We start from the raw sequence: 17179 nt of genomic DNA, 5'->3' as shown, positions 1-17179 counted from the left end.
ACAAAGTGTGCAATGCAGTGCGGGTTGATCCATATCAAACTACCAACGACCCGGTTCCTTTACGTAGACAATCTGCAAGGTAACGGCCCGGATGCCGTCCAGATTCCAAATAGATTCAGAGAGACCGAACATGTCGGCCCCTGGCGACGACACGACTGGGCGTTTGCGCCGACGGCGCATGGAGATCTTTGCGTTCCTGTTCCTGACGGCGGTCGTGATGCCCGCCCTCGCGGTCGGGACCGTCGGCAGCTACGGGCTCGCCGTGTGGATCTACCAGATGTTTGCTGGCCCACCCGGCCCGCCTCCGACCCCGCATTGAAGTCCAAACGGAGAAAGGCAGGCATATGGCCCAAGCCAAACTCAACCGCCGCGCACTGATCACCGGACGGGTGCTTAGCGCCGACCGCATCGTGCCTCCGCCCGGAGGCGAGATCGCCAGCATTCTGGTGCAGGCACGCCCCGACCGCCTGGTGGACGTCGAAGCCGACATCACCGCCCTCGCCGGCTGCGAGATCTACGGCCGCGACGTCAGAGGCAAGCTAGTGGTCGTGGTCGATGCGCCGGACGCCGGCAGCCTCGGCACCACGCTCAACACCATCCAGTCCTTACAGCACGTCTATTCGGCCGCGCTGGTCTTTCACGCCATCGAAGCCTAAGGCGCCGGGAGAATTGACATGACCTCACCGAAAATCGACCGCCGCCAGATGTTGAAGCTGGAGGCCGCCGCGATTGCGGCCGCTGCCGCCGGCATGCCGGTCCCGGCCCTGGCCGCCAATCTCGCCGCCGAGCGCGACGCGAGCGAGCTGAAATGGGACAAGGCCGCCTGCCGCTTCTGCGGCACCGGCTGCTCCGTCATGGTCGCCACCAAGGACAACCGCGTGGTCGCCACCCACGGCGACATCAAGGCCGAGGTCAATCGCGGCCTCAACTGCGTCAAGGGCTACTTCCTCTCCAAGATCATGTACGGCCACGACCGGCTGACGCAGCCGATGCTGCGCAAGACGGGTGGCAAATACGACAAGAACGGCGAGTTCACGCCGGTGTCCTGGGACGAAGCCTTCGACATCATGGCCGAGAAGTGGAAGGACGCCATCAAGAAGCGCGGGCCGAACGGCGTAGCCATGTTCGGCTCCGGTCAGTGGACGATCTGGGAAGGCTATGCCGCCTCAAAGCTGTTCAAGGCCGGCTTCCGCACCAACAATATCGATCCCAACGCGCGCCACTGCATGGCCTCGGCCGTTGCCGGCATGATGCGCACCTTCGGCATCGACGAGCCCGCCGGTTGCTATGACGACATCGAGGCCACCGACGCCTTCGTGCTGTGGGGCTCCAACATGGCGGAGATGCACCCCATTTTGTGGACCCGCCTCACCGACCGCCGCCTGTCCGCACCGCATGTGCGGGTCGCCGTGCTCTCGACCTTCGAGCACCGCTCGTTCGACCTCGCCGATATCGGCATGGTGTTCGTGCCGCAGACCGACCTCTACATCCTCAACGCCATCGCCAACCACATCATCAAGACCGGCCGGGTCAACAAGGACTTTGTCGCCGCGCATACCGTTTTCAAGCGCGGCCAGACCGATATCGGCTACGGCTTGCGGCCCGAGCATCCCTTGCAGAAGAAGGCGACGGGTGCAGCGAAAGCCAACGACTCCACCGACATGACCTACGACGAGTTCGCAAAGTTCGTGTCCGAGTACACGCTGGAGAAGGCCGCGCAGATGTCCGGCGTGCCGCTCAACCGCCTCGAAGCGCTCGCCGAGCTCTATGCCGATCCCAAGACCAAGGTCGTCAGCTTCTGGACCATGGGCTTCAACCAGCACACCCGCGGCGTCTGGTGCAACAACCTCGTCTACAACATCCATCTGTTGACCGGAAAGATCTCCTCGCCCGGTAACAGCCCCTTCTCGCTCACCGGCCAGCCCTCGGCCTGCGGCACCGCGCGCGAGGTCGGCACCTTCTCGCATCGCCTCCCCGCCGACATGGTCGTCACCAACAAGGAGCATCGCACCAAGACCGAGCACATCTGGCTGCTGCCCGAAGGCACCATTCCCGACAAGAACGGCGCACACGCCGTGCTGCAAAGCCGGATGCTGAAGGACGGCCTGATCAACGCCTATTGGGTGCAGGTCAACAACAACCTCCAGGCCGGTCCCAACGCCAACGAGGAGACCTATCCGGGCTTCCGCAACCCCGACAATTTCATCGTGGTGTCGGACGCGTATCCGACCGTCACCGCGCTTGCCGCCGACCTGATCCTGCCGACGGCGATGTGGGTGGAGAAGGAAGGCGCCTATGGCAATGCCGAACGGCGCACGCAGTTCTGGCATCAGCTCGTCACCGCGCCGGGCGAAGCCAAGTCCGACCTCTGGCAGCTCATGGAGTTCTCAAAGCGCTTCAAGATAGAGGAGGTCTGGCCCGAGGAGCTGATCGCCAAGAAGCCGGAGGTTCGCGGCAAGACGCTGTTCGACGTGCTCTACAAGAACGGCCAGATCGACAAGTTTCCGACCTCGGAGATCGAAGCCGGCTACGCCAACGAGGAATCGAAGGCCTTTGGCTTCTATGTGCAGAAGGGCATCTTCGAGGAGTACGCCCAGTTCGGGCGCGGCCATGGCCACGACCTCGCGCCGTTCGACGTCTATCACCGCGAGCGCGGCCTGCGCTGGCCGGTCGTGAACGGCCAGGAGACCAAGTGGCGCTTCCGCGAAGGCAGCGATCCCTATGTGAAGCAGGGCACCGACGTGCAGTTCTACGGCTTCCCCGACGGCAAGGCGCGCATCTTCGCGCTGCCGTTCGAGCCGGCGGCGGAATCGCCCGACAAGGACTATCCGTTCTGGCTCTCCACCGGCCGCGTGCTGGAGCACTGGCATTCCGGCACCATGACACGCCGCGTGCCCGAGCTCTACAAGGCGTTCCCCGAAGCCGTCTGCTTCATGCACCCGGACGACGCGCAGGATGCGAAGCTCCGTCGCGGCGACGAGGTGAAGGTGGTCTCGCGCCGCGGCTTCATCCGCGCCCGCGTCGAGACCCGCGGCCGCGACCGGCCGCCGAAGGGTCTCGTCTTCGTGCCGTGGTTCGACGAGTCCAAGCTGATCAACAAGGTGACGCTGGACGCCACCGATCCGATTTCGCTGCAAACCGACTTCAAGAAATGCGCCGTGCGCATCGAGCGGGTGTGAGCCATGATGAAACGATTTGGTATTGCCGTGCTGGCGCTCGCGATGGCCGCGGGCGCAGGCACCCTGACCGCGCAGACACTCAATTCCGGCCTGCGCGGCCCGGCCCCGCTCAACGACGAAGGCCCCGCGCCGCCGATGCTGCCGAACCGCAACACGTCGGAGAGGGAGGCGCGCAACTATCCGGAGCAGCCGCCGGTGATCCCGCACTCGATCGACGGCTACCAGGTCGATCTGAACGGCAACAAGTGCCTGTCCTGCCACGCGCGCGCGCGCACCGCGGAGTCGCAGGCGCCGATGGTCTCGATCACCCACTTCATGGATCGTGACGGCCAGTTCCTGGCCTCGATCTCGCCGCGGCGCTTCTTCTGCACGGAGTGCCACGTGCCGCAGAACACCGCCACACCACCTGTCAGCAACGACTTCACGGACATCGACACGCTGCTGTCGCGTGCAAGCCCCGGTGGCCGGCGATGACTGCGACCGCCGAAGAACCGAAAGCCAAGCGCGGCTTTCTCGCGCGAAGCTGGGATTTTGCTCTCGAACTCTGGGGCGTGCTGCGGCGGCCGAGCTCGGTCTTCGCGCTCGGCACGCTGGTGCTCGCGGGCTTCGTGGCCGGCGTCATCTTCTGGGGCGGCTTCAACACCGCGCTGGAATTGACCAACACCGAAAAGTTCTGCACCGGCTGTCACGAGATGAAGGACAACGTCTATGCGGAGCTGAAGTCGACCATCCACTTCACCAACCGCTCCGGCGTGCGCGCGACCTGCCCGGACTGCCACGTCCCGCACAACTGGACCGACAAGATCGCGCGCAAGATGCAGGCCTCCAAGGAGGTCTGGGGCAAGATCTTCGGCACGATCGACACCCGCGAGAAGTTCCTGGATCACCGGCTCGAGCTGGCGGCCCACGAATGGGCCCGCTTCAAGGCCAATGATTCGCTGGAATGCCGCAACTGTCACAGCGCCGATTCCATGGACATCACGAAGCAGTCGCCGCGCGCCTCGGTGGCGCACCAGCGCTTCCTGTTCACCGGCGAAAAGACCTGCATCGACTGCCACAAGGGCATTGCCCACCACCTGCCCGACATGCGCGGCGTTCCCGGCTGGCAATAGAAGGCCGTGGGCTCGCCCGCTTGAACAAGCGGGCGGAATGGTTAGTTTTGGGGGATGGCGAATCGCGTCACGCGATTTTGCCCTCCCTCAAGACAAAAATGCCGACGTTCACCCCGCATCAGGATGCCGCACTGAAGGCCGTTGCCGACTGGCTCAGAGCCAGGCCCGGCCGAGGCGGCACGCCGCCGATCTTCCGCCTGTTCGGCTTTGCCGGAACCGGCAAGACCACGCTGGCGCGGCACATCGCCGACGGCGTCGACGGCGAGGTGAAGTTCGCGGCCTTCACCGGCAAGGCCGCGCTGGTCATGCGCAACAAGGGTTGCGACAACGCCTCCACCATCCACTCGCTGATCTACCGCGCCCGCGAATCCGGCGAGGAGCAGCCGAGCTTCGAGCTGTGGGACGATGCGCCGGCCTCCAAGGCCAAGCTGATCGTGATCGACGAATGCTCGATGGTCGACGCGGAATTGGGCCGCGACCTGATGTCGTTCGACTGTCCGCTGCTGGTGCTGGGCGACCCCGCGCAGTTGCCGCCGATCCAGGGCGGCGGCTTCTTCACCAACACCTCACCCGACGCGATGCTGACCGAGGTGCACCGCCAGGCGCAGGACGATCCGATCGTGCGGATGTCGATGGACATCCGCGAGGGGCGCGAGCTCGAGATCGGCCGCTACGGCGAGAGCGAGGTGGTCTCGCGCAAGGAGCTCGACCCTGACAGAGTCATGAGCGCCGACCAGGTGCTGGTCGGCCGCAACAACACGCGACGCGCCTACAACATGCGGGTGCGCCAGCGCCAGAACATCGAGGACCAGTTTCCGGTCGCCGGCGACAAGCTGGTCTGCCTGCGCAACAACCGCAAGAAGGGCCTGTTCAACGGCGGCCTGTGGCGGGTGAAGTCGCGCAACACCTCGCGATCGAAATCGCGCATCCTCAGCATGCGGCTCTCACCGGACGAGGAATTCGGCCACAAGGTCACCAAGGTGTCGGTGCGCGCCGACTGCTTTGAGGGCGGCATCGAGCAGATCGCGTGGGAGCAGCGCAAGCCCTATGACGAGTTCGACTACGGCTACGTGCTGACCGTGCACAAGTCGCAGGGCTCGCAATGGGACGACGTGGTGCTGTTCGACGAGAGCTTTGCGTTTCAGGATAGTCGCGCGCGGTGGCTGTACACGGGCATCACGCGCGCAGCGAAGCGGTTGAGCGTGGTGGTTTAGTCGTCGTCCCGGCCTAGCTGCGCAATTGCGCACTAGGCCGGGACGACACCGAGAATGTGGTGCCGCCGTCGCGCCCAATCCGTCACTTCCCCGCCACGAAGTAAAAATCCTCCCGCCCCGGCGGCGAGCCGTAGGTGAAGGGCTGCTGGCCATGCTTGGTCGCGGCCCAGACGTCGTCTCTGATGATGTCGAACAGTTTGCGGACCTCGACGCGAGGCTCTTTCATCTCGCGCGCGAATGCAACGGCGAACGGGCTGTTGTCGGCGCCGCCGTCGCCGTCCAGCGCGGTCTCGCCGTGCTTGGCCGCGTAGACCACCATGAAGCCGGCGCCGGGCTCGATGTTGGAAAAGCCCTTGTCGACCAGCTTCAGCGACAGCGTGCGCTGCATGGTCGGCGCGAACGGATTGTCCCGGCACGCATCCAGGATCACGAGCCGCAGTTTTCGCGCAGCACCCACCGCGGCGATGACCTGCTCCAGCGCGACCGCCTGGCTCTCGGCATCCTTGTCAGCGGCGAGCTTTGCGTCGATCGGAACGAGATAATTCACGCCGCCGATCTCGAAACCATGGCCGGCGTAATACACCACCGCCCAATCCGCCTTTTCCGCTTCCTTCGCAAATGTCTGGAGCGTCTCGAAGAACTTGTCGCGCGTGAGGTCGGTCGTCGCTACCACGGTCTGAAAGCCGACGTCGCGCAGGACGCCGGCGATCAGCTTGGCGTCGCGCGGCGGATTGTCGAGCGGATGCACGTTGCGATAGGCGCCGTTGCCGATCACGAGCGCGACGCGACGCGTGGTTGATGAGGCCCCCGGCCCCTGCGGGGCGAGCGCGGCGAGCCGCTCCTGCGCCTTGGCACGCGCGCGGGCGACGTCGTAGTCGTCGAACGGCGTCAGCGCATAGGCGGCAGAACGGTAGTCGGCACGCGCCTGGGCAAGATCGCGCTTGCGCTCGTAAACCTGGCCGCGGCCGGCATAGGCCCGCACATTGTTCGGGTTGAGCTGGAGGACGGCGTTGTAATCCCTGAGCGCGGCCTCGACATCTCCCTTGAGCAGGTAGACGTCACCGCGGTTGCTCAGCGCGTACTGCCATTTCGGCATCTTCTGGATCAGGCCATTGCAGTCGGCCAGCGCCAGGTCGAACTTGCCCATCAGGGCGTAGGTGGTGCAGCGGTTGGCGGTGATCTGCTGCGCGTTCGGTTCGATCTTCTCGGCCTCGGCAAAATCCGCGAGCGCGCCGTCATAATCCTTCAACAGCGTGCGCACGCGGGCGCGATTGGTGTAGCCAAGCAGAAACCTGGGTGCGTATTTGATCGACAGGTTGAAATCGTCGAGCGCGCTTTGCAACGCGCCCCTGCGCACCTGGATGATGCCGCGGTTGTTGTAGGGAACGCCGTAGGTCGGGCGCTTCTGGAGCGCGAGGTTGTAGTCGGCCATCGCGAGGTCGTCCTGACCCTTGCGCTCATGGGCGAGGCCGCGCAGGTTGAGCGTGATGACATTGTCGGGATCGAGGTCGACGGCCTCGGACAGGACCTCGATCGCGCGATCGAGGTCGCGCTTGTTGATAAACGTATTGCCGCGCACGGTGAGCGCCACGGCCTTGTCCTTGCCGGTGACGCGATCGGTGTTGAGCAGAGTCTCGCAGGCCTGGGCACGGACCTGCAGGTCTAACTGCCGGTCCCGGCATGTCGTGAGATCGTCGCCGAGCTGGGGCTCGGCGGACGCGAACGGCACATATGACAACAGGATGAAGAGGCTCAGGGAAACGACGCGCAACATGTTCGGCAATCAAGCTCCACCGCCACTCGACTTAAGTCGGCGATCCAACAATGGGGTTCATTAAGGCCCGATTTGCCCGATGCCGCCAAGAGGGCGGCAAGCGAACGCCGGTTCCTCACGGCTTCGTGTCCGCCCCGGCGTAACAATCGCCCCGCGTCCCCGTATCTCAGGCAACGGAACGCCGCCGTCCGGGCTGTTCGCCCGGTCCGCCCAGCCCTAAACTGTCACCGATTTCGAAAGAGGACCCGCCATGCGCAAAACCCCCTTCCATGTCCCGTCCCTGCTCGCCGCCGCCGCACTGGCGCTCGCCGCCGTGACGCCCTCCCAGGCGGCGGAAGAGGCCGTCGTCATCCCCGTCCCGGCCGTGGATGCAGCGAGCGCGAGCGGCATCCAGACCGCGGTGCTCGCGGGCGGCTGCTTCTGGGGCGTCCAGGGCGTGTTCCAGCACACCGCCGGCGTCGTCAACGCGGTCTCCGGCTATGCCGGCGGCACCAAGGCGACCGCCGACTACAACACGGTCTCGAGCGGCCGAACCGGACATGCCGAAGCGGTCGAGATCAAATACGATCCGAAGAAGATCTCCTACGGCAAGATTCTGCAGATCTTCTTCTCGGTCGTGCACGATCCGACCCAGCTCGACCGCCAGGGCCCGGACGTCGGCACGCAATATCGCTCGGCGATCTTCACGACCTCCGACGAGCAGAAGAAGGTCGCCGACGCCTATATCGCGCAGCTCAACGGCGCAAAAGTGTTCAGGAAGCCGATCGTGACCAAGATCGGCGCGCTGGAGGCGTTCTATCCGGCCGAGGCCTATCACCAGGACTATCTGACCCTGCACCCGAACCAGCCCTACATCGCCTACAACGACATTCCGAAGGTCGAGAACCTGAAAAAGCTGTTCGCGGATAACTATCTCGAGAAGCCGACGCTGGTGGGTGCCGGCAAGGCCACCAACTAAAGCGCGAGAGATCGCGCTTTAGTTTATCTTTTGCGCATGATCCTTTCGGAAAACCGCTACACACTTTTCCGGATCATGCTTTTTGAACGGGAGATCCATGTCCGACACCAAGACGACTTCCGACAAGGTGATCAAGAGCGAGGAGCAGTGGCGGCGCGAATTGTCGCCGATGCAGTATGCCGTTCTGCGCGAAAAGGCGACCGAACGTCCCTTCTCCGGCGAATATGAGCACGACCATCGCGCCGGCACCTATGTCTGCGCGGGCTGTGGCAACGTGCTGTTCGAATCCGATGCCAAGTTCGATTCCGGCTGCGGCTGGCCGAGCTTCACGCAGCCGGCCGTCGAGAGCCATATCGACGAGGAAAGGGATGTGAGCCACGGCATGATCCGCACCGAGGTGCTGTGCTCGAAATGCAGCGGCCATCTCGGCCATGTCTTTCCCGACGGTCCCGGACCGACCGGCTTGCGCTACTGCATCAATTCGGCCGCGCTGAAGCTGGAGCCGAAATAGCGCCGGCAGGGAGGTTCCGACGTGGAACCCGATGCCGAGATGTGCTTTTCTCTCCTGACGGTGCGGCCGATAGGCGCATTTCGGCGGCCGTCAGGGAGGATGCCATGACGCTTGGAACCATCCTGATCATCCTGGTGATCATCTACCTCCTGGGCGGCATGTCCGGCCGCTTCGGGGGCTATGGCTATGGCATGGGCCATTCCGGAATGGGGATCGGCGGCGTTATTCTCGTGGTACTACTGGTACTGCTGCTTCTGGGCAAGCTCTGAGCCTAATAAGTTATTGATTTATCTATAGTTATACCCACAGCGGAGCTGCCATGCGCAGATTCATCATCTCCGTTTGCAGGGGTCGCATTTCTGTCAAAACGGCCTATATTAGGGGTCGAAAATGACGGCGTGCCGCCAAGTCGCGGCCTGCGCCCTCCACCCCCACCGCGCCTGAAGCCAAAGAAAGATCACGAGGTCTTTGACCATGCGTCCACTGCGTCCGTTCAACTTCAACACCTCCGCCGAACTCTTCCCCGCTGCCATCCGCAAGAAGAAGCGTGCCGGCTTCACCTATCGGCGTTTCGGCACCGCGGCCGAAGCCGTGCAGTTCGCGATGGAGCAGTTGCCGACGGACTCGCTGAACGGCGCCTATCTCCAGGTCGAGGAAGCGCGCTTCGACCAGAACGGCATCCGCTCGCTCTATGAGAGCGAAGCCTTCCCGCTGCCCCGTCGCCGCAAGCCGGAGCCGGCTGCGAACACCGACGCCGACGCGGCGTAAGCCCTTTTATCCTGCGATGCGTGGGAAGCGCGGTAGCCAACCGGCTATCGCGCTTTTCGCGTTCTGAGGTTGGAGCATGATCTTCTCGGAAAACCGCTGCACACTTTGCGCTAACGCGGCCCTCCGGGTCCGGATCATGCTCTAACGTCCTTGCTTGTCCAGCCAGCGGCGCAGCAGGCGGACGTTGCGCATGTTGGCGCGGAACATGACGTCAAAAGCGTCGCCGGCGAACGGCACCATGCCGACCACGCCGTCGACCGCGACATTGCCGAGCATCCGCGCCGTGAGATACCAGGGCGCACCCAGCGCACGCGCCTCACGCACCAGCCACAGCGAGATCGCGGTCGTGATGATGTCGCCCACGACCGGGATCAGGCCGATCAGGCCGTCGATGCCGTAGCGGATATTGGTGCCGGGCAGCACGAAGGCGATGTCGAGCAGCTTTGCGAGCGCCTCGAGCCGCGCCAGCCGCTGCTCCCGCGTCAGATTGCCGAAGGGGTTGGCTTTGCCAAACTCGAAGCCGAACTCGCGAAACCCCTGCTCCAGCGTCTCCGGCGCAATCTCGTGCCCTTCCTGATCGATGATCGGCCCGCGCGCCTCGCGGCCGCTGAAGGTCGCGCGCGAAGTGTTCCCCGAACGGGGCCGGCCGCGCACTGAAATCTCGTCATCGGGCATGGTCATGGTCCCCGGTCAACGCACGGGCGCGGCCGAGGTTGCTGCGGCGGAATCGCCGCTCACGCCGATGCCGCCGCCGGCTGCGGCTCGTCGATATATTTGTGCACCAGCCAGGACGAGATCACGGCCGGCACAAAGCCGACCAGACCGTAGAGGATGAACTGCACCGCACCGCTCTCCGCTCCGCGCGAGCCATAGGTGAAGGCGGCGAGGAAGAAGGCAACGATTCCGACCAGCAGGATGCGCAGCACCGGCCCGATCCGCTTGATGTGCAGGATGATGTCATCCACCGCGCCGATCATCAGCGACGGCAGGAAGCCGAACAAATAGCTGTATTGCAGGGTCTTGAAGAACACCACGAACAGCTTGCCGACCTCGCCCCAACTGGTCTGGGTCCAGTAGCCGGACTGATAAGTGGTCGTCAGCAGCAGCAGAAACCCGCCGACGAACGGACCCACCAGCGCAAAAACCAGATAGCGTTTCATCAAACACCCCTCAACTGGATGCCGCCGTTATAGCAGCGCGGCGCGCGGCTTGGATAGCGGGACGAGGCGCCTCCCGGACCCAGATTGCGGATCGAAATTGCAGCACCTAAAGTAGGGCATCAAACTGGCGCTCGCCCCGGGGAAGACGTTGGCAGGACGTTGGCATTCAATGCTGAGGCCCGTCGTCATCTGCGTGCTCGCAGCGGCGTTTTCCGTCGCGCTGGCGCACACGGGTGCCGCCGCCGAGCCGAAGCGCGTGCTGGTGCTGCATTCCTACGGCCAGAACTTCAAGCCGTGGCGGGACTACGCGGTCGCGCTGCGCCAGGAGTTCGAGCGCCAGTCGCGCTGGCCGATCGACGTCCAGGATTTTTCGGTCATCACCGCCCGCTTCGACGACAAGAGCGTCGAAACCCAGTTCGTCGAATATCTCGGCGCGCTGTTCGCCCACGGCGCGCCCGACCTCGTCGTGGCGATCGGGGCGCCGGCGGGGCTGTTCATGCAGCAGCACCGCGCTGACCTCTTTCCATCGATCCCGATGGTCCTGACCGCCATCGAGGAGCGGCGGGTGCAGAGGTCCGCACTCACGGACAATGATACTGTCGTCGCCGTGAAGCAGGACCTTCCGGCGCTGTTTGCCAATCTCCTCAGGCTGCGTCCGGAAACGAAGACCATCGCTATCGTGATCGGCGATTCCCCCAACGAGCGGTTCTGGCTCGGCGAATTCCGCCGGGAAATCGAGCCGACACTGTCCGCCGTCAAGATGGTGTTCTGGAACGACAAGTCGTTTCCTGATGTGCTGAAAGAGGCCGCCACGCTGCCGCCGAACAGTGCGATCTTCTGGGTGCAGTTGCAGGTCGACGGCGCCGGCGCCGTGCACGAGGGCGAACGGGCGCTGAAGAACATCCACGACGTCGCCAACGCGCCGATCTTCTCCTATGACGAGTCCTTCTTCGGCGACGCAATCGTCGGCGGCCCGATGACGTCGGCGACCAGGACCGGCCGCAAGACGGCCGAGGTCGCGCTCAGAATTCTCAGCGGCGAAAAGCCGGCTGATATCAAGACACCGACGCTCGAATACGGCCCGTCAAAATATGATTGGCGGCAGTTGCAGCGCTGGAACATCCCCGAGAGCCGACTTCCGCCGGACAGCGAGGTGGAGTTCCGGCCGCCGACGGCATGGGAAACCTTTCGCTGGCAGATCAGCCTGATCACGGCCGTGATCCTGCTTCAGGCCGCACTCATCAGCATCCTCGTCCACGAACGCCGCCGGCGGCTGCTCGCAGAGGTGCAGGCCCGGCAGCGCTCGGCGGAGCTCGCGCACATCAACCGCTTCACGATGGCGGGCGAGCTGACCGCCTCGATCGCGCACGAGCTGAACCAACCGCTCGGCGCGATCCTGACCAACGCCGAGAGCGCGGCCTTGATGCTGAAATCCGACACGCCCGACCTGAAGGAGTTGCGCGAGATCGTGGAGGACATCAGGCGCGACGACACGCGCGCCAGCGAGGTCATTATCCGCCTTCGCAGTTTGCTCAAGAAGGCACCGTTCGAGCAATGCGATCTCGATCTCAACCAGGTCGCGCGGGAGGCGATCGAATTCCTCCAGCCGCTGGCCGCCGCGCGCGATGTCGAGCTCGACCCCGGGATCGCCGCAGGCGCGCTGCCGATCCGGGGCGACCGGGTCCAGCTTCAGCAGGTGATCACGAACCTGATGGTCAACGCGATCGATGCGATCTCCGGCGCGACGGGCCCAAAGCGCCGGATCGGACTGCGGACCGCGCGGGTCGGCGAGTTCGCCGAGATCGGCGTCTGCGACAACGGCCCCGGCATCCTGCTCGACAGGTTCGACAAGGTGTTCGAGCCGTTCTTCACCACCAAGCCGCAAGGCATGGGCATGGGCCTCGCCATCGCCCGCACCATCGTGGAGGCCCATCACGGGCGGATCGCGGCCGAGAACAAGGCCGAGGGCGGCGCGGTCTTCCGCATCATCCTGCCGCTCGCCGGGCCGGGACGCGGGCGGTCCTGACCGGCCGGAACAAGTGCCCGCCCTGCCGAGTTGGCAAAGCTCTGCAACGGATGTCCAGATACGGAGCGAGCGATGCGTGGCCTGATCATGGGACTAGCTGTCATCACCATGGCCGTAACGGGCCTTGCGAGCGCGCCGGCCTTCGCGCAAGGGCATGCCGGCACCAAGACGGAGCAGCAGGCCTGCTCGCGCGACGCCTCGCGGCTGTGCCGCAAGGAGCTCGGCAATGACGGTGCAGTGCAATCGTGCCTGCAGGCCAATCGCAGCAAGCTGTCGTCGTCATGCCGCAAGGTGTTCGAGAGCCATGGCATGTAATCCTGGCATGTAATTTTCGGAACTTGCGTGACGAACGCGCAACAATCGTGGAATCGTTTGCGTGAGCCATTGAAGCTTTGTCGCAATCACGCATAATTTGATTCGGGCGGCGCAGCACTTTCGATTCGACCGACATCGCAGTTCGAGCAACCACACCGGATGGATGGTCCGGTGGCGTGGATGACATGCGGCAGTGCAAGCCGCGTGCGGCGCCCCCCAAAGAAGACAAGCGGCCCACTGGGCCGCGAAACCTTGGGGACGCATTTCACATGTCAAGCTACCGGATCGCCAGGATTGCCACGCTCGTTGCGCTTGCTGCAACTGCCACCGCCCTCGCCACCTCGCCCAGCCTCGCCTTCACGCAGGAAGCCCAGCAGATGTGCTCGGGCGACGCGATGCGGCTGTGCTCCGCCGAAATCCCCGACATCCCGCGGATCACCGCCTGCATGGTGCGGAACAAGTCCCAGGTCAGCCCGGGCTGCCGTGCGGTGATGGACAAGGAAGCGGCCGCCGCAGCGGCGTCGCGGAAGCGTTCGGCTGCGGCGGCGGATTAGGCCGACTGCCCACCCGTGCCTCAGGCAAGCGGTAGCCAGATGCGGAACCGCGCGCCGCCCGTAGCGTGGTTCTCGGCCAGAAGCTGGCCCCCGTGAGCCTCCACGATGGTTCGCGCGATGGACAATCCCATGCCCATCCCGCGCTCCTTGGTCGTGAAGAACGGCTCGAACACGTCCGCGAGCTTGTCCGGGGGGATGCCGGGGCCGGAATCGGCAATCGAAACCTCGGCGAAATTGCCGCTGCGGCCGGTCCTGACGGCAATGCGGCGGCTGGCCGGCGGCATGCCGGACATCGCATCGATGGCGTTGACGACCAGGTTCAGGATCACCTGCTGGAGCTGAATCCGGTCTCCCTTGACGACGAGCGGCGCCGGCGCGAGCGAGTTTTCGACGCCGACCTGCCGGCCGATGGTCAGCGCGGACAGAAAGTCCAAGGTCTCGCGCACGATCGCGTTGAGGTTGACCTCGCGCAATTCGAACGGAGTCTTTTTCAGAAGGCTGCGCAGCCGAAGAATGACCTTGCTGGCACGCTCTTCGTCGCGGCGGATGTCGGCCACGATCTCCCGGATTTCGTCGATGTCGGGCGCGGCCGATTTGACCATCAGCTCCATGGTCTCGGCATTCGTGCGAATGGCGCCGAGCGGCTGGTTGATCTCGTGCGCGATCGACGCCGTCAACTCATTGGCCGTCGTGAAGCGGTTCACATGGGCAAGCTCGGACATGCGCTGCCGTGACTGCACCTCGGCGCGCAGCCGGCGCGCGCGCTCATGGACGAGCAGTGTAATCAGCAGCGACTGGGCGAGAACGATGAGGAAGATCAGGATGATCTGCCCGCGATAGGCCTCCCAGATGGACGGCTCGCGAAAATCGACCTCGGCACCCGCCGGCAGCAGGCTCTCGCTGACGTTCCAGCGCTTCAACTCCCGCCAGTCATATTTGGGCGGCTGAAAATTGCTGGGCGGGGTCTTGATGTCGCCCGGCTTCTCACCGCCGAGTATGCGCGCGGCGACGGACGCCGTTCGCTTGCCGCCTTCGGCCGGCGAATGCATGGGGCCGCCAATGATCTCCCGGCCGAAGAAGGCCTGGTCCGTCGTGAAGATCGGAGCATTGGCGACCGCGTAAAGTCGCGTCAGCGCACGGTCGCCCTCATGCGCGACGCCAGCGCCATCGATGATCATCTGGAACCAGAAGATCGCGGAATGCGGCGGAAGCACCGCGATCTCCTTGAGCATGTCCTCGAAGGAGCGCTTGTCGTACCATCTGATGTCGACGCGCTGCTCCAGCGGCTTCAACTCCCGCCGCATCTCGTTCTGCCAGACCAGCTCGTTGGGAGAGTTGCCGTTCACCATCGCGATGACGCGCGTCTCTGGCGCAATCGCGAGGAAGCTTTCGAACAGGTAGCGAAAATCGTGCCTGACCGCGACGACCGTGTCGTTCTCAGTCAGGTTTGCAAACTGGATGCGGCGCTGCTCGACGGCTGTGAAGAGCATGGGCGCGTCGGGAAACAGCTTCTGCCTGTGGCGCTGGATGAAGACGGCAGCCGGCGCGCCGATGCAGATGATCAGCTCGGGCGGCTTGTCGGCGTAGAGCGCGTGCAGGTATTCGACGAAGGGCAGATCGGGGTTCGAATCCGGGGTGCGCGCCGCCAGCAGCGCATGCTCCTGCACGTCCAGAATCCAGGGCGACTGCCGGTCCAGCTCGGCCCGAATGGCCCGCGCGTGTTCATTCCAAGGCCGGAATTCACGGCCGAAGGAATGCAGGATCATGACGCGCTTGTGCTCGGCGGCAGCCGCATCGAGCACCGTCAATGCGTAGACGACAGCCGCAACGCACAATCTGGCAAGCGATGACCTGGCCATGAACCGAGGGATGCAATGCGCTCAAGCGAAGTTTGCTGGAGCCATTGTAGATCACGGGGTTCGGCGACAACAGCGTCGATCCATGACGCTTTCGGCTAACCGCCCTACTCGCCCCAGGCCGCGAAGGCGTCGTTGAAGGCGCGCTCGCCGGGGGCGCCCTTCTCGATCGCGATGATGGCGCGGCGCTGGTTGGTATAGACCAGCGGGATGTCGAACCAGGAGCGCTCCTTCAGGAGCTGGATGTTGCGGGCGCGGTCGGCTTCGACATTGGAGAGGCCGACCAGGAAGAAGCCGTCGGTGACCTTGACGGCGAGGCCCGCGAGCGGCGTGCCGCGCGCCTGCTCGTTCGACTTCATCAAAATGCCCGGCACGTTGGAGACGCCGCCGCCCGGGAAATCCGGCGGCAAGATGAAGGTCAGCTCGGCCGTGTGGCTCGCCGGCAGCGAGGAGTCAGTGTTGCGGCGGAACGACATCGTCATCTTGAACTTACGGTCGGGAATCTCGATGTCGGCGCGCACGGCGATGTCGGCCTTCTGGTTGCCGGACGCCTTGATCGGCTCGGTCCGCCACACCACGGAGCCGACGAATTGCTTGCCCTTCGGATCGGACGGATCCTCGTCATAGAGCACGACGCGCTGTGCCACGGGGGCGGCCGGCTGCTCGCTCGACGACGGCTGGCCGACACGATCGGGGATCTTCGGCTTGCTCTGCGGCTGCGACGGATCCTTCGGCGCCTCCACCACCTGCGTGGCCGACGGCTTGAACAGGCCACTCACGGTCTGCACCGCCTGCTTGCCCCAGAGGATGCCGGCGCCGACCAGGATCAGCACGATGCCGACGGCGATGGCGCTCTTGAACGGGAATCCGGAGCGGGGCTTCTTGACGTCACGGACCGGGATGCGCGGGCGCGGCGACGGCGGCTGCGGCGTGTAGCGCTCGGCTTCTTCCACCGACTCGTCATAGGAGTAAGGCACGTCCGGCGGCTCGCCGGCGCGGTTCTCCAGGCTCGGCTCGAGCCGGTCGAATTCCGGCGAGGGCGACGGCACGTTGGCGTAGGTCCGGCGCGCGGCACGATTGGCCTGTTGGGCGGCCCGGCCGAGGTCGTCGGCATCGGCCGTAATGTCGCGGAAGCCGCGCACGCCCGGGGCCTGCGGAGGCACGGGCGGCGGCGCACCTTCGGGCGGACGACGCGAGGCGGCGCGATCACGCCCTCCCGGCGCTGATGGCTCCGGCATCGGCGGCGGCGGGGGAGCCTGCGGGCCCTGCGGACGCGGCGGCTCGGCACGCGGCGGGCGCACCTGACGCTGGGCATCGCGATCGGTGAAATCGTCGGGCCGCTCGCCGCGCGGCGGCGCGGCCGGGCGCGAGGGCCGCGGCGGTGGAGCGGACGGCGAATTGGGCTGCTGCGCGCCCTCGGCAGCGCGGGCGCTGGCCCGGCGGAAGGCGTCGCCGCTGCTGCCACCAGTGCGCGGACCGCCCGGGCGCGAAGCGTCGCGGGCGCGCTGGGCGGCTTCCGATTCGACCTTGCGCACGGCCTCTTCGAGCGACAGCCGCTCGCGGGTGATCTCGGACTCGGAGAGCGGCGGCTGGACGCTGCGCAGTTGCGCGATCAGCGCCGTGCGCGCCCGTTCATAGAGCGCGCGACGGCTTTCGCCGGGAGCGTTGGGATCCAGGGCGGCAATAGCGCGGGCGATCAGCGGATAGTAATCAGCCATTTCAACTCAACTATGCGCGCGTCCCGGTAAGATA

The 17179-nt window shown here is 64.9% G+C and carries 18 protein-coding genes; 13 read left to right on the top strand and 5 right to left on the bottom strand.

Annotation, left to right across the window (positions count from 1 at the left end):
* Positions 1-130 precede the first annotated feature (130 nt).
* The 6 genes from napE to JQ632_RS27355 all read left to right on the top strand — a co-directional run bounded on the left by napE (position 131) and on the right by JQ632_RS27355 (position 5505).
* Positions 131-319 (top strand): periplasmic nitrate reductase, NapE protein, encoded by a 189-nt coding sequence (gene napE / locus JQ632_RS27380; RefSeq protein ID WP_140977001.1) that lies wholly within the window; start codon positions 131-133, stop codon positions 317-319.
* A gap of 25 nt (positions 320-344) precedes the next feature.
* Positions 345-656, top strand: coding sequence for a chaperone NapD (locus JQ632_RS27375; RefSeq protein WP_212405748.1), 312 nt, complete (start codon positions 345-347; stop codon positions 654-656).
* Positions 657-674: 18 nt separating this feature from the next.
* Positions 675-3179 carry a nitrate reductase catalytic subunit NapA gene (gene napA, locus JQ632_RS27370; RefSeq protein ID WP_212405747.1) on the top strand — a complete coding sequence of 835 codons (2505 nt, stop codon included), beginning with the start codon at positions 675-677 and terminating at the stop codon, positions 3177-3179.
* Positions 3180-3182: 3 nt separating this feature from the next.
* Positions 3183-3653, top strand: coding sequence for a nitrate reductase cytochrome c-type subunit (locus JQ632_RS27365; RefSeq protein ID WP_212405746.1), 471 nt, complete (start codon positions 3183-3185; stop codon positions 3651-3653).
* On the top strand, positions 3650-4291 hold the full coding sequence (locus tag JQ632_RS27360) for a NapC/NirT family cytochrome c (protein WP_212405745.1): 642 nt from the start codon (positions 3650-3652) through the stop codon (positions 4289-4291). Before JQ632_RS27365 ends, JQ632_RS27360 begins: the two co-directional genes overlap by 4 nt.
* Before the next feature lie 98 nt (positions 4292-4389).
* The gene (locus JQ632_RS27355) at positions 4390-5505 is read left to right on the top strand and encodes an ATP-dependent RecD-like DNA helicase (RefSeq protein WP_212405744.1); all 1116 of its coding nucleotides are present in this window, start codon (positions 4390-4392) and stop codon (positions 5503-5505) included.
* An 82-nt stretch (positions 5506-5587) separates the two neighbouring features.
* Here the strand turns inward: JQ632_RS27355 and JQ632_RS27350 are convergent, their stop codons facing one another.
* Positions 5588-7279: a caspase family protein gene (locus tag JQ632_RS27350; RefSeq protein WP_212405763.1), complete on the bottom strand. Its 1692-nt coding sequence runs from the start codon at positions 7277-7279 to the stop codon at positions 5588-5590.
* A 250-nt stretch (positions 7280-7529) separates the two neighbouring features.
* On the opposite strand from JQ632_RS27350, the gene msrA reads away from it, so the two are divergent.
* From msrA to JQ632_RS27330, 4 genes are all read left to right on the top strand, one after another.
* Positions 7530-8237: a peptide-methionine (S)-S-oxide reductase MsrA gene (gene msrA, locus JQ632_RS27345; protein WP_212405743.1), complete on the top strand. Its 708-nt coding sequence runs from the start codon at positions 7530-7532 to the stop codon at positions 8235-8237.
* 97 nt (positions 8238-8334) lie between these two features.
* Positions 8335-8748 (top strand): peptide-methionine (R)-S-oxide reductase MsrB, encoded by a 414-nt coding sequence (gene msrB, locus JQ632_RS27340; protein WP_212405742.1) that lies wholly within the window; start codon positions 8335-8337, stop codon positions 8746-8748.
* 104 nt (positions 8749-8852) lie between these two features.
* On the top strand, positions 8853-9017 hold the full coding sequence (locus JQ632_RS27335) for a DUF3309 family protein (RefSeq protein WP_212405741.1): 165 nt from the start codon (positions 8853-8855) through the stop codon (positions 9015-9017).
* A gap of 205 nt (positions 9018-9222) precedes the next feature.
* Complete coding sequence (locus JQ632_RS27330; protein WP_140977018.1) at positions 9223-9516, top strand: hypothetical protein; 294 nt, start codon at positions 9223-9225, stop codon at positions 9514-9516.
* Between the two features lie 141 nt (positions 9517-9657).
* Here the strand turns inward: JQ632_RS27330 and JQ632_RS27325 are convergent, their stop codons facing one another.
* Positions 9658-10197: a DUF4112 domain-containing protein gene (locus JQ632_RS27325; protein ID WP_212405740.1), complete on the bottom strand. Its 540-nt coding sequence runs from the start codon at positions 10195-10197 to the stop codon at positions 9658-9660.
* Positions 10198-10250: 53 nt separating this feature from the next.
* Positions 10251-10676: a DUF5413 family protein gene (locus tag JQ632_RS27320; protein ID WP_212405739.1), complete on the bottom strand. Its 426-nt coding sequence runs from the start codon at positions 10674-10676 to the stop codon at positions 10251-10253.
* Positions 10677-10845: 169 nt separating this feature from the next.
* Between JQ632_RS27320 and JQ632_RS27315 the strand changes: the two genes are divergently transcribed.
* The 3 genes from JQ632_RS27315 to JQ632_RS27305 all read left to right on the top strand — a co-directional run bounded on the left by JQ632_RS27315 (position 10846) and on the right by JQ632_RS27305 (position 13571).
* Entirely contained in the window at positions 10846-12702 is a 1857-nt protein-coding gene (locus JQ632_RS27315; RefSeq protein WP_212405738.1) for an ATP-binding protein, read from the top strand.
* 72 nt (positions 12703-12774) lie between these two features.
* On the top strand, positions 12775-13017 hold the full coding sequence (locus JQ632_RS27310) for a hypothetical protein (protein WP_212405737.1): 243 nt from the start codon (positions 12775-12777) through the stop codon (positions 13015-13017).
* 269 nt (positions 13018-13286) lie between these two features.
* On the top strand, positions 13287-13571 hold the full coding sequence (locus JQ632_RS27305) for a hypothetical protein (RefSeq protein ID WP_212405736.1): 285 nt from the start codon (positions 13287-13289) through the stop codon (positions 13569-13571).
* Positions 13572-13591: 20 nt separating this feature from the next.
* Here JQ632_RS27305 and JQ632_RS27300 read toward each other — a convergent pair whose 3' ends face one another.
* Together JQ632_RS27300 and JQ632_RS27295 are read right to left on the bottom strand one after the other, a co-directional pair.
* A complete protein-coding gene (locus JQ632_RS27300; RefSeq protein ID WP_212405735.1) occupies positions 13592-15430 on the bottom strand; it encodes an ATP-binding protein in 1839 nt (612 codons plus the stop codon).
* A gap of 104 nt (positions 15431-15534) precedes the next feature.
* Positions 15535-17145, bottom strand: coding sequence for a hypothetical protein (locus JQ632_RS27295; RefSeq protein ID WP_212405734.1), 1611 nt, complete (start codon positions 17143-17145; stop codon positions 15535-15537).
* Positions 17146-17179 lie beyond the last annotated feature (34 nt).

It is taken from the genome of Bradyrhizobium liaoningense (assembly GCF_018130955.1).
In the GTDB taxonomy this organism is placed as follows: domain Bacteria; phylum Pseudomonadota; class Alphaproteobacteria; order Rhizobiales; family Xanthobacteraceae; genus Bradyrhizobium; species Bradyrhizobium liaoningense_C.
This window is presented reverse-complemented; position numbering and strand designations above follow the sequence as displayed.

Excerpts from the sequence above, each read along its gene's own strand:
- msrA (WP_212405743.1), top strand. The coding sequence starts at position 7,530 with ATGCGCAAAACCCCCTTCCATGTCCCGTCCCTGCTCGCCGCCGCCGCA.
- JQ632_RS27335 (WP_212405741.1), top strand. The coding sequence starts at position 8,853 with ATGACGCTTGGAACCATCCTGATCATCCTGGTGATCATCTACCTCCTG.
- JQ632_RS27315 (WP_212405738.1), top strand. The coding sequence starts at position 10,846 with ATGCTGAGGCCCGTCGTCATCTGCGTGCTCGCAGCGGCGTTTTCCGTC.
- JQ632_RS27355 (WP_212405744.1), top strand. The coding sequence starts at position 4,390 with ATGCCGACGTTCACCCCGCATCAGGATGCCGCACTGAAGGCCGTTGCC.
- JQ632_RS27360 (WP_212405745.1), top strand. The coding sequence starts at position 3,650 with ATGACTGCGACCGCCGAAGAACCGAAAGCCAAGCGCGGCTTTCTCGCG.
- JQ632_RS27300 (WP_212405735.1), bottom strand. The coding sequence starts at position 15,430 with ATGGCCAGGTCATCGCTTGCCAGATTGTGCGTTGCGGCTGTCGTCTAC.
- msrB (WP_212405742.1), top strand. The coding sequence starts at position 8,335 with ATGTCCGACACCAAGACGACTTCCGACAAGGTGATCAAGAGCGAGGAG.
- JQ632_RS27375 (WP_212405748.1), top strand. The coding sequence starts at position 345 with ATGGCCCAAGCCAAACTCAACCGCCGCGCACTGATCACCGGACGGGTG.
- JQ632_RS27320 (WP_212405739.1), bottom strand. The coding sequence starts at position 10,676 with ATGAAACGCTATCTGGTTTTTGCGCTGGTGGGTCCGTTCGTCGGCGGG.
- napE (WP_140977001.1), top strand. The coding sequence starts at position 131 with ATGTCGGCCCCTGGCGACGACACGACTGGGCGTTTGCGCCGACGGCGC.
- JQ632_RS27365 (WP_212405746.1), top strand. The coding sequence starts at position 3,183 with ATGATGAAACGATTTGGTATTGCCGTGCTGGCGCTCGCGATGGCCGCG.
- JQ632_RS27310 (WP_212405737.1), top strand. The coding sequence starts at position 12,775 with ATGCGTGGCCTGATCATGGGACTAGCTGTCATCACCATGGCCGTAACG.
- JQ632_RS27295 (WP_212405734.1), bottom strand. The coding sequence starts at position 17,145 with ATGGCTGATTACTATCCGCTGATCGCCCGCGCTATTGCCGCCCTGGAT.
- JQ632_RS27330 (WP_140977018.1), top strand. The coding sequence starts at position 9,223 with ATGCGTCCACTGCGTCCGTTCAACTTCAACACCTCCGCCGAACTCTTC.
- JQ632_RS27350 (WP_212405763.1), bottom strand. The coding sequence starts at position 7,279 with ATGTTGCGCGTCGTTTCCCTGAGCCTCTTCATCCTGTTGTCATATGTG.
- napA (WP_212405747.1), top strand. The coding sequence starts at position 675 with ATGACCTCACCGAAAATCGACCGCCGCCAGATGTTGAAGCTGGAGGCC.
- JQ632_RS27305 (WP_212405736.1), top strand. The coding sequence starts at position 13,287 with ATGTCAAGCTACCGGATCGCCAGGATTGCCACGCTCGTTGCGCTTGCT.
- JQ632_RS27325 (WP_212405740.1), bottom strand. The coding sequence starts at position 10,197 with ATGACCATGCCCGATGACGAGATTTCAGTGCGCGGCCGGCCCCGTTCG.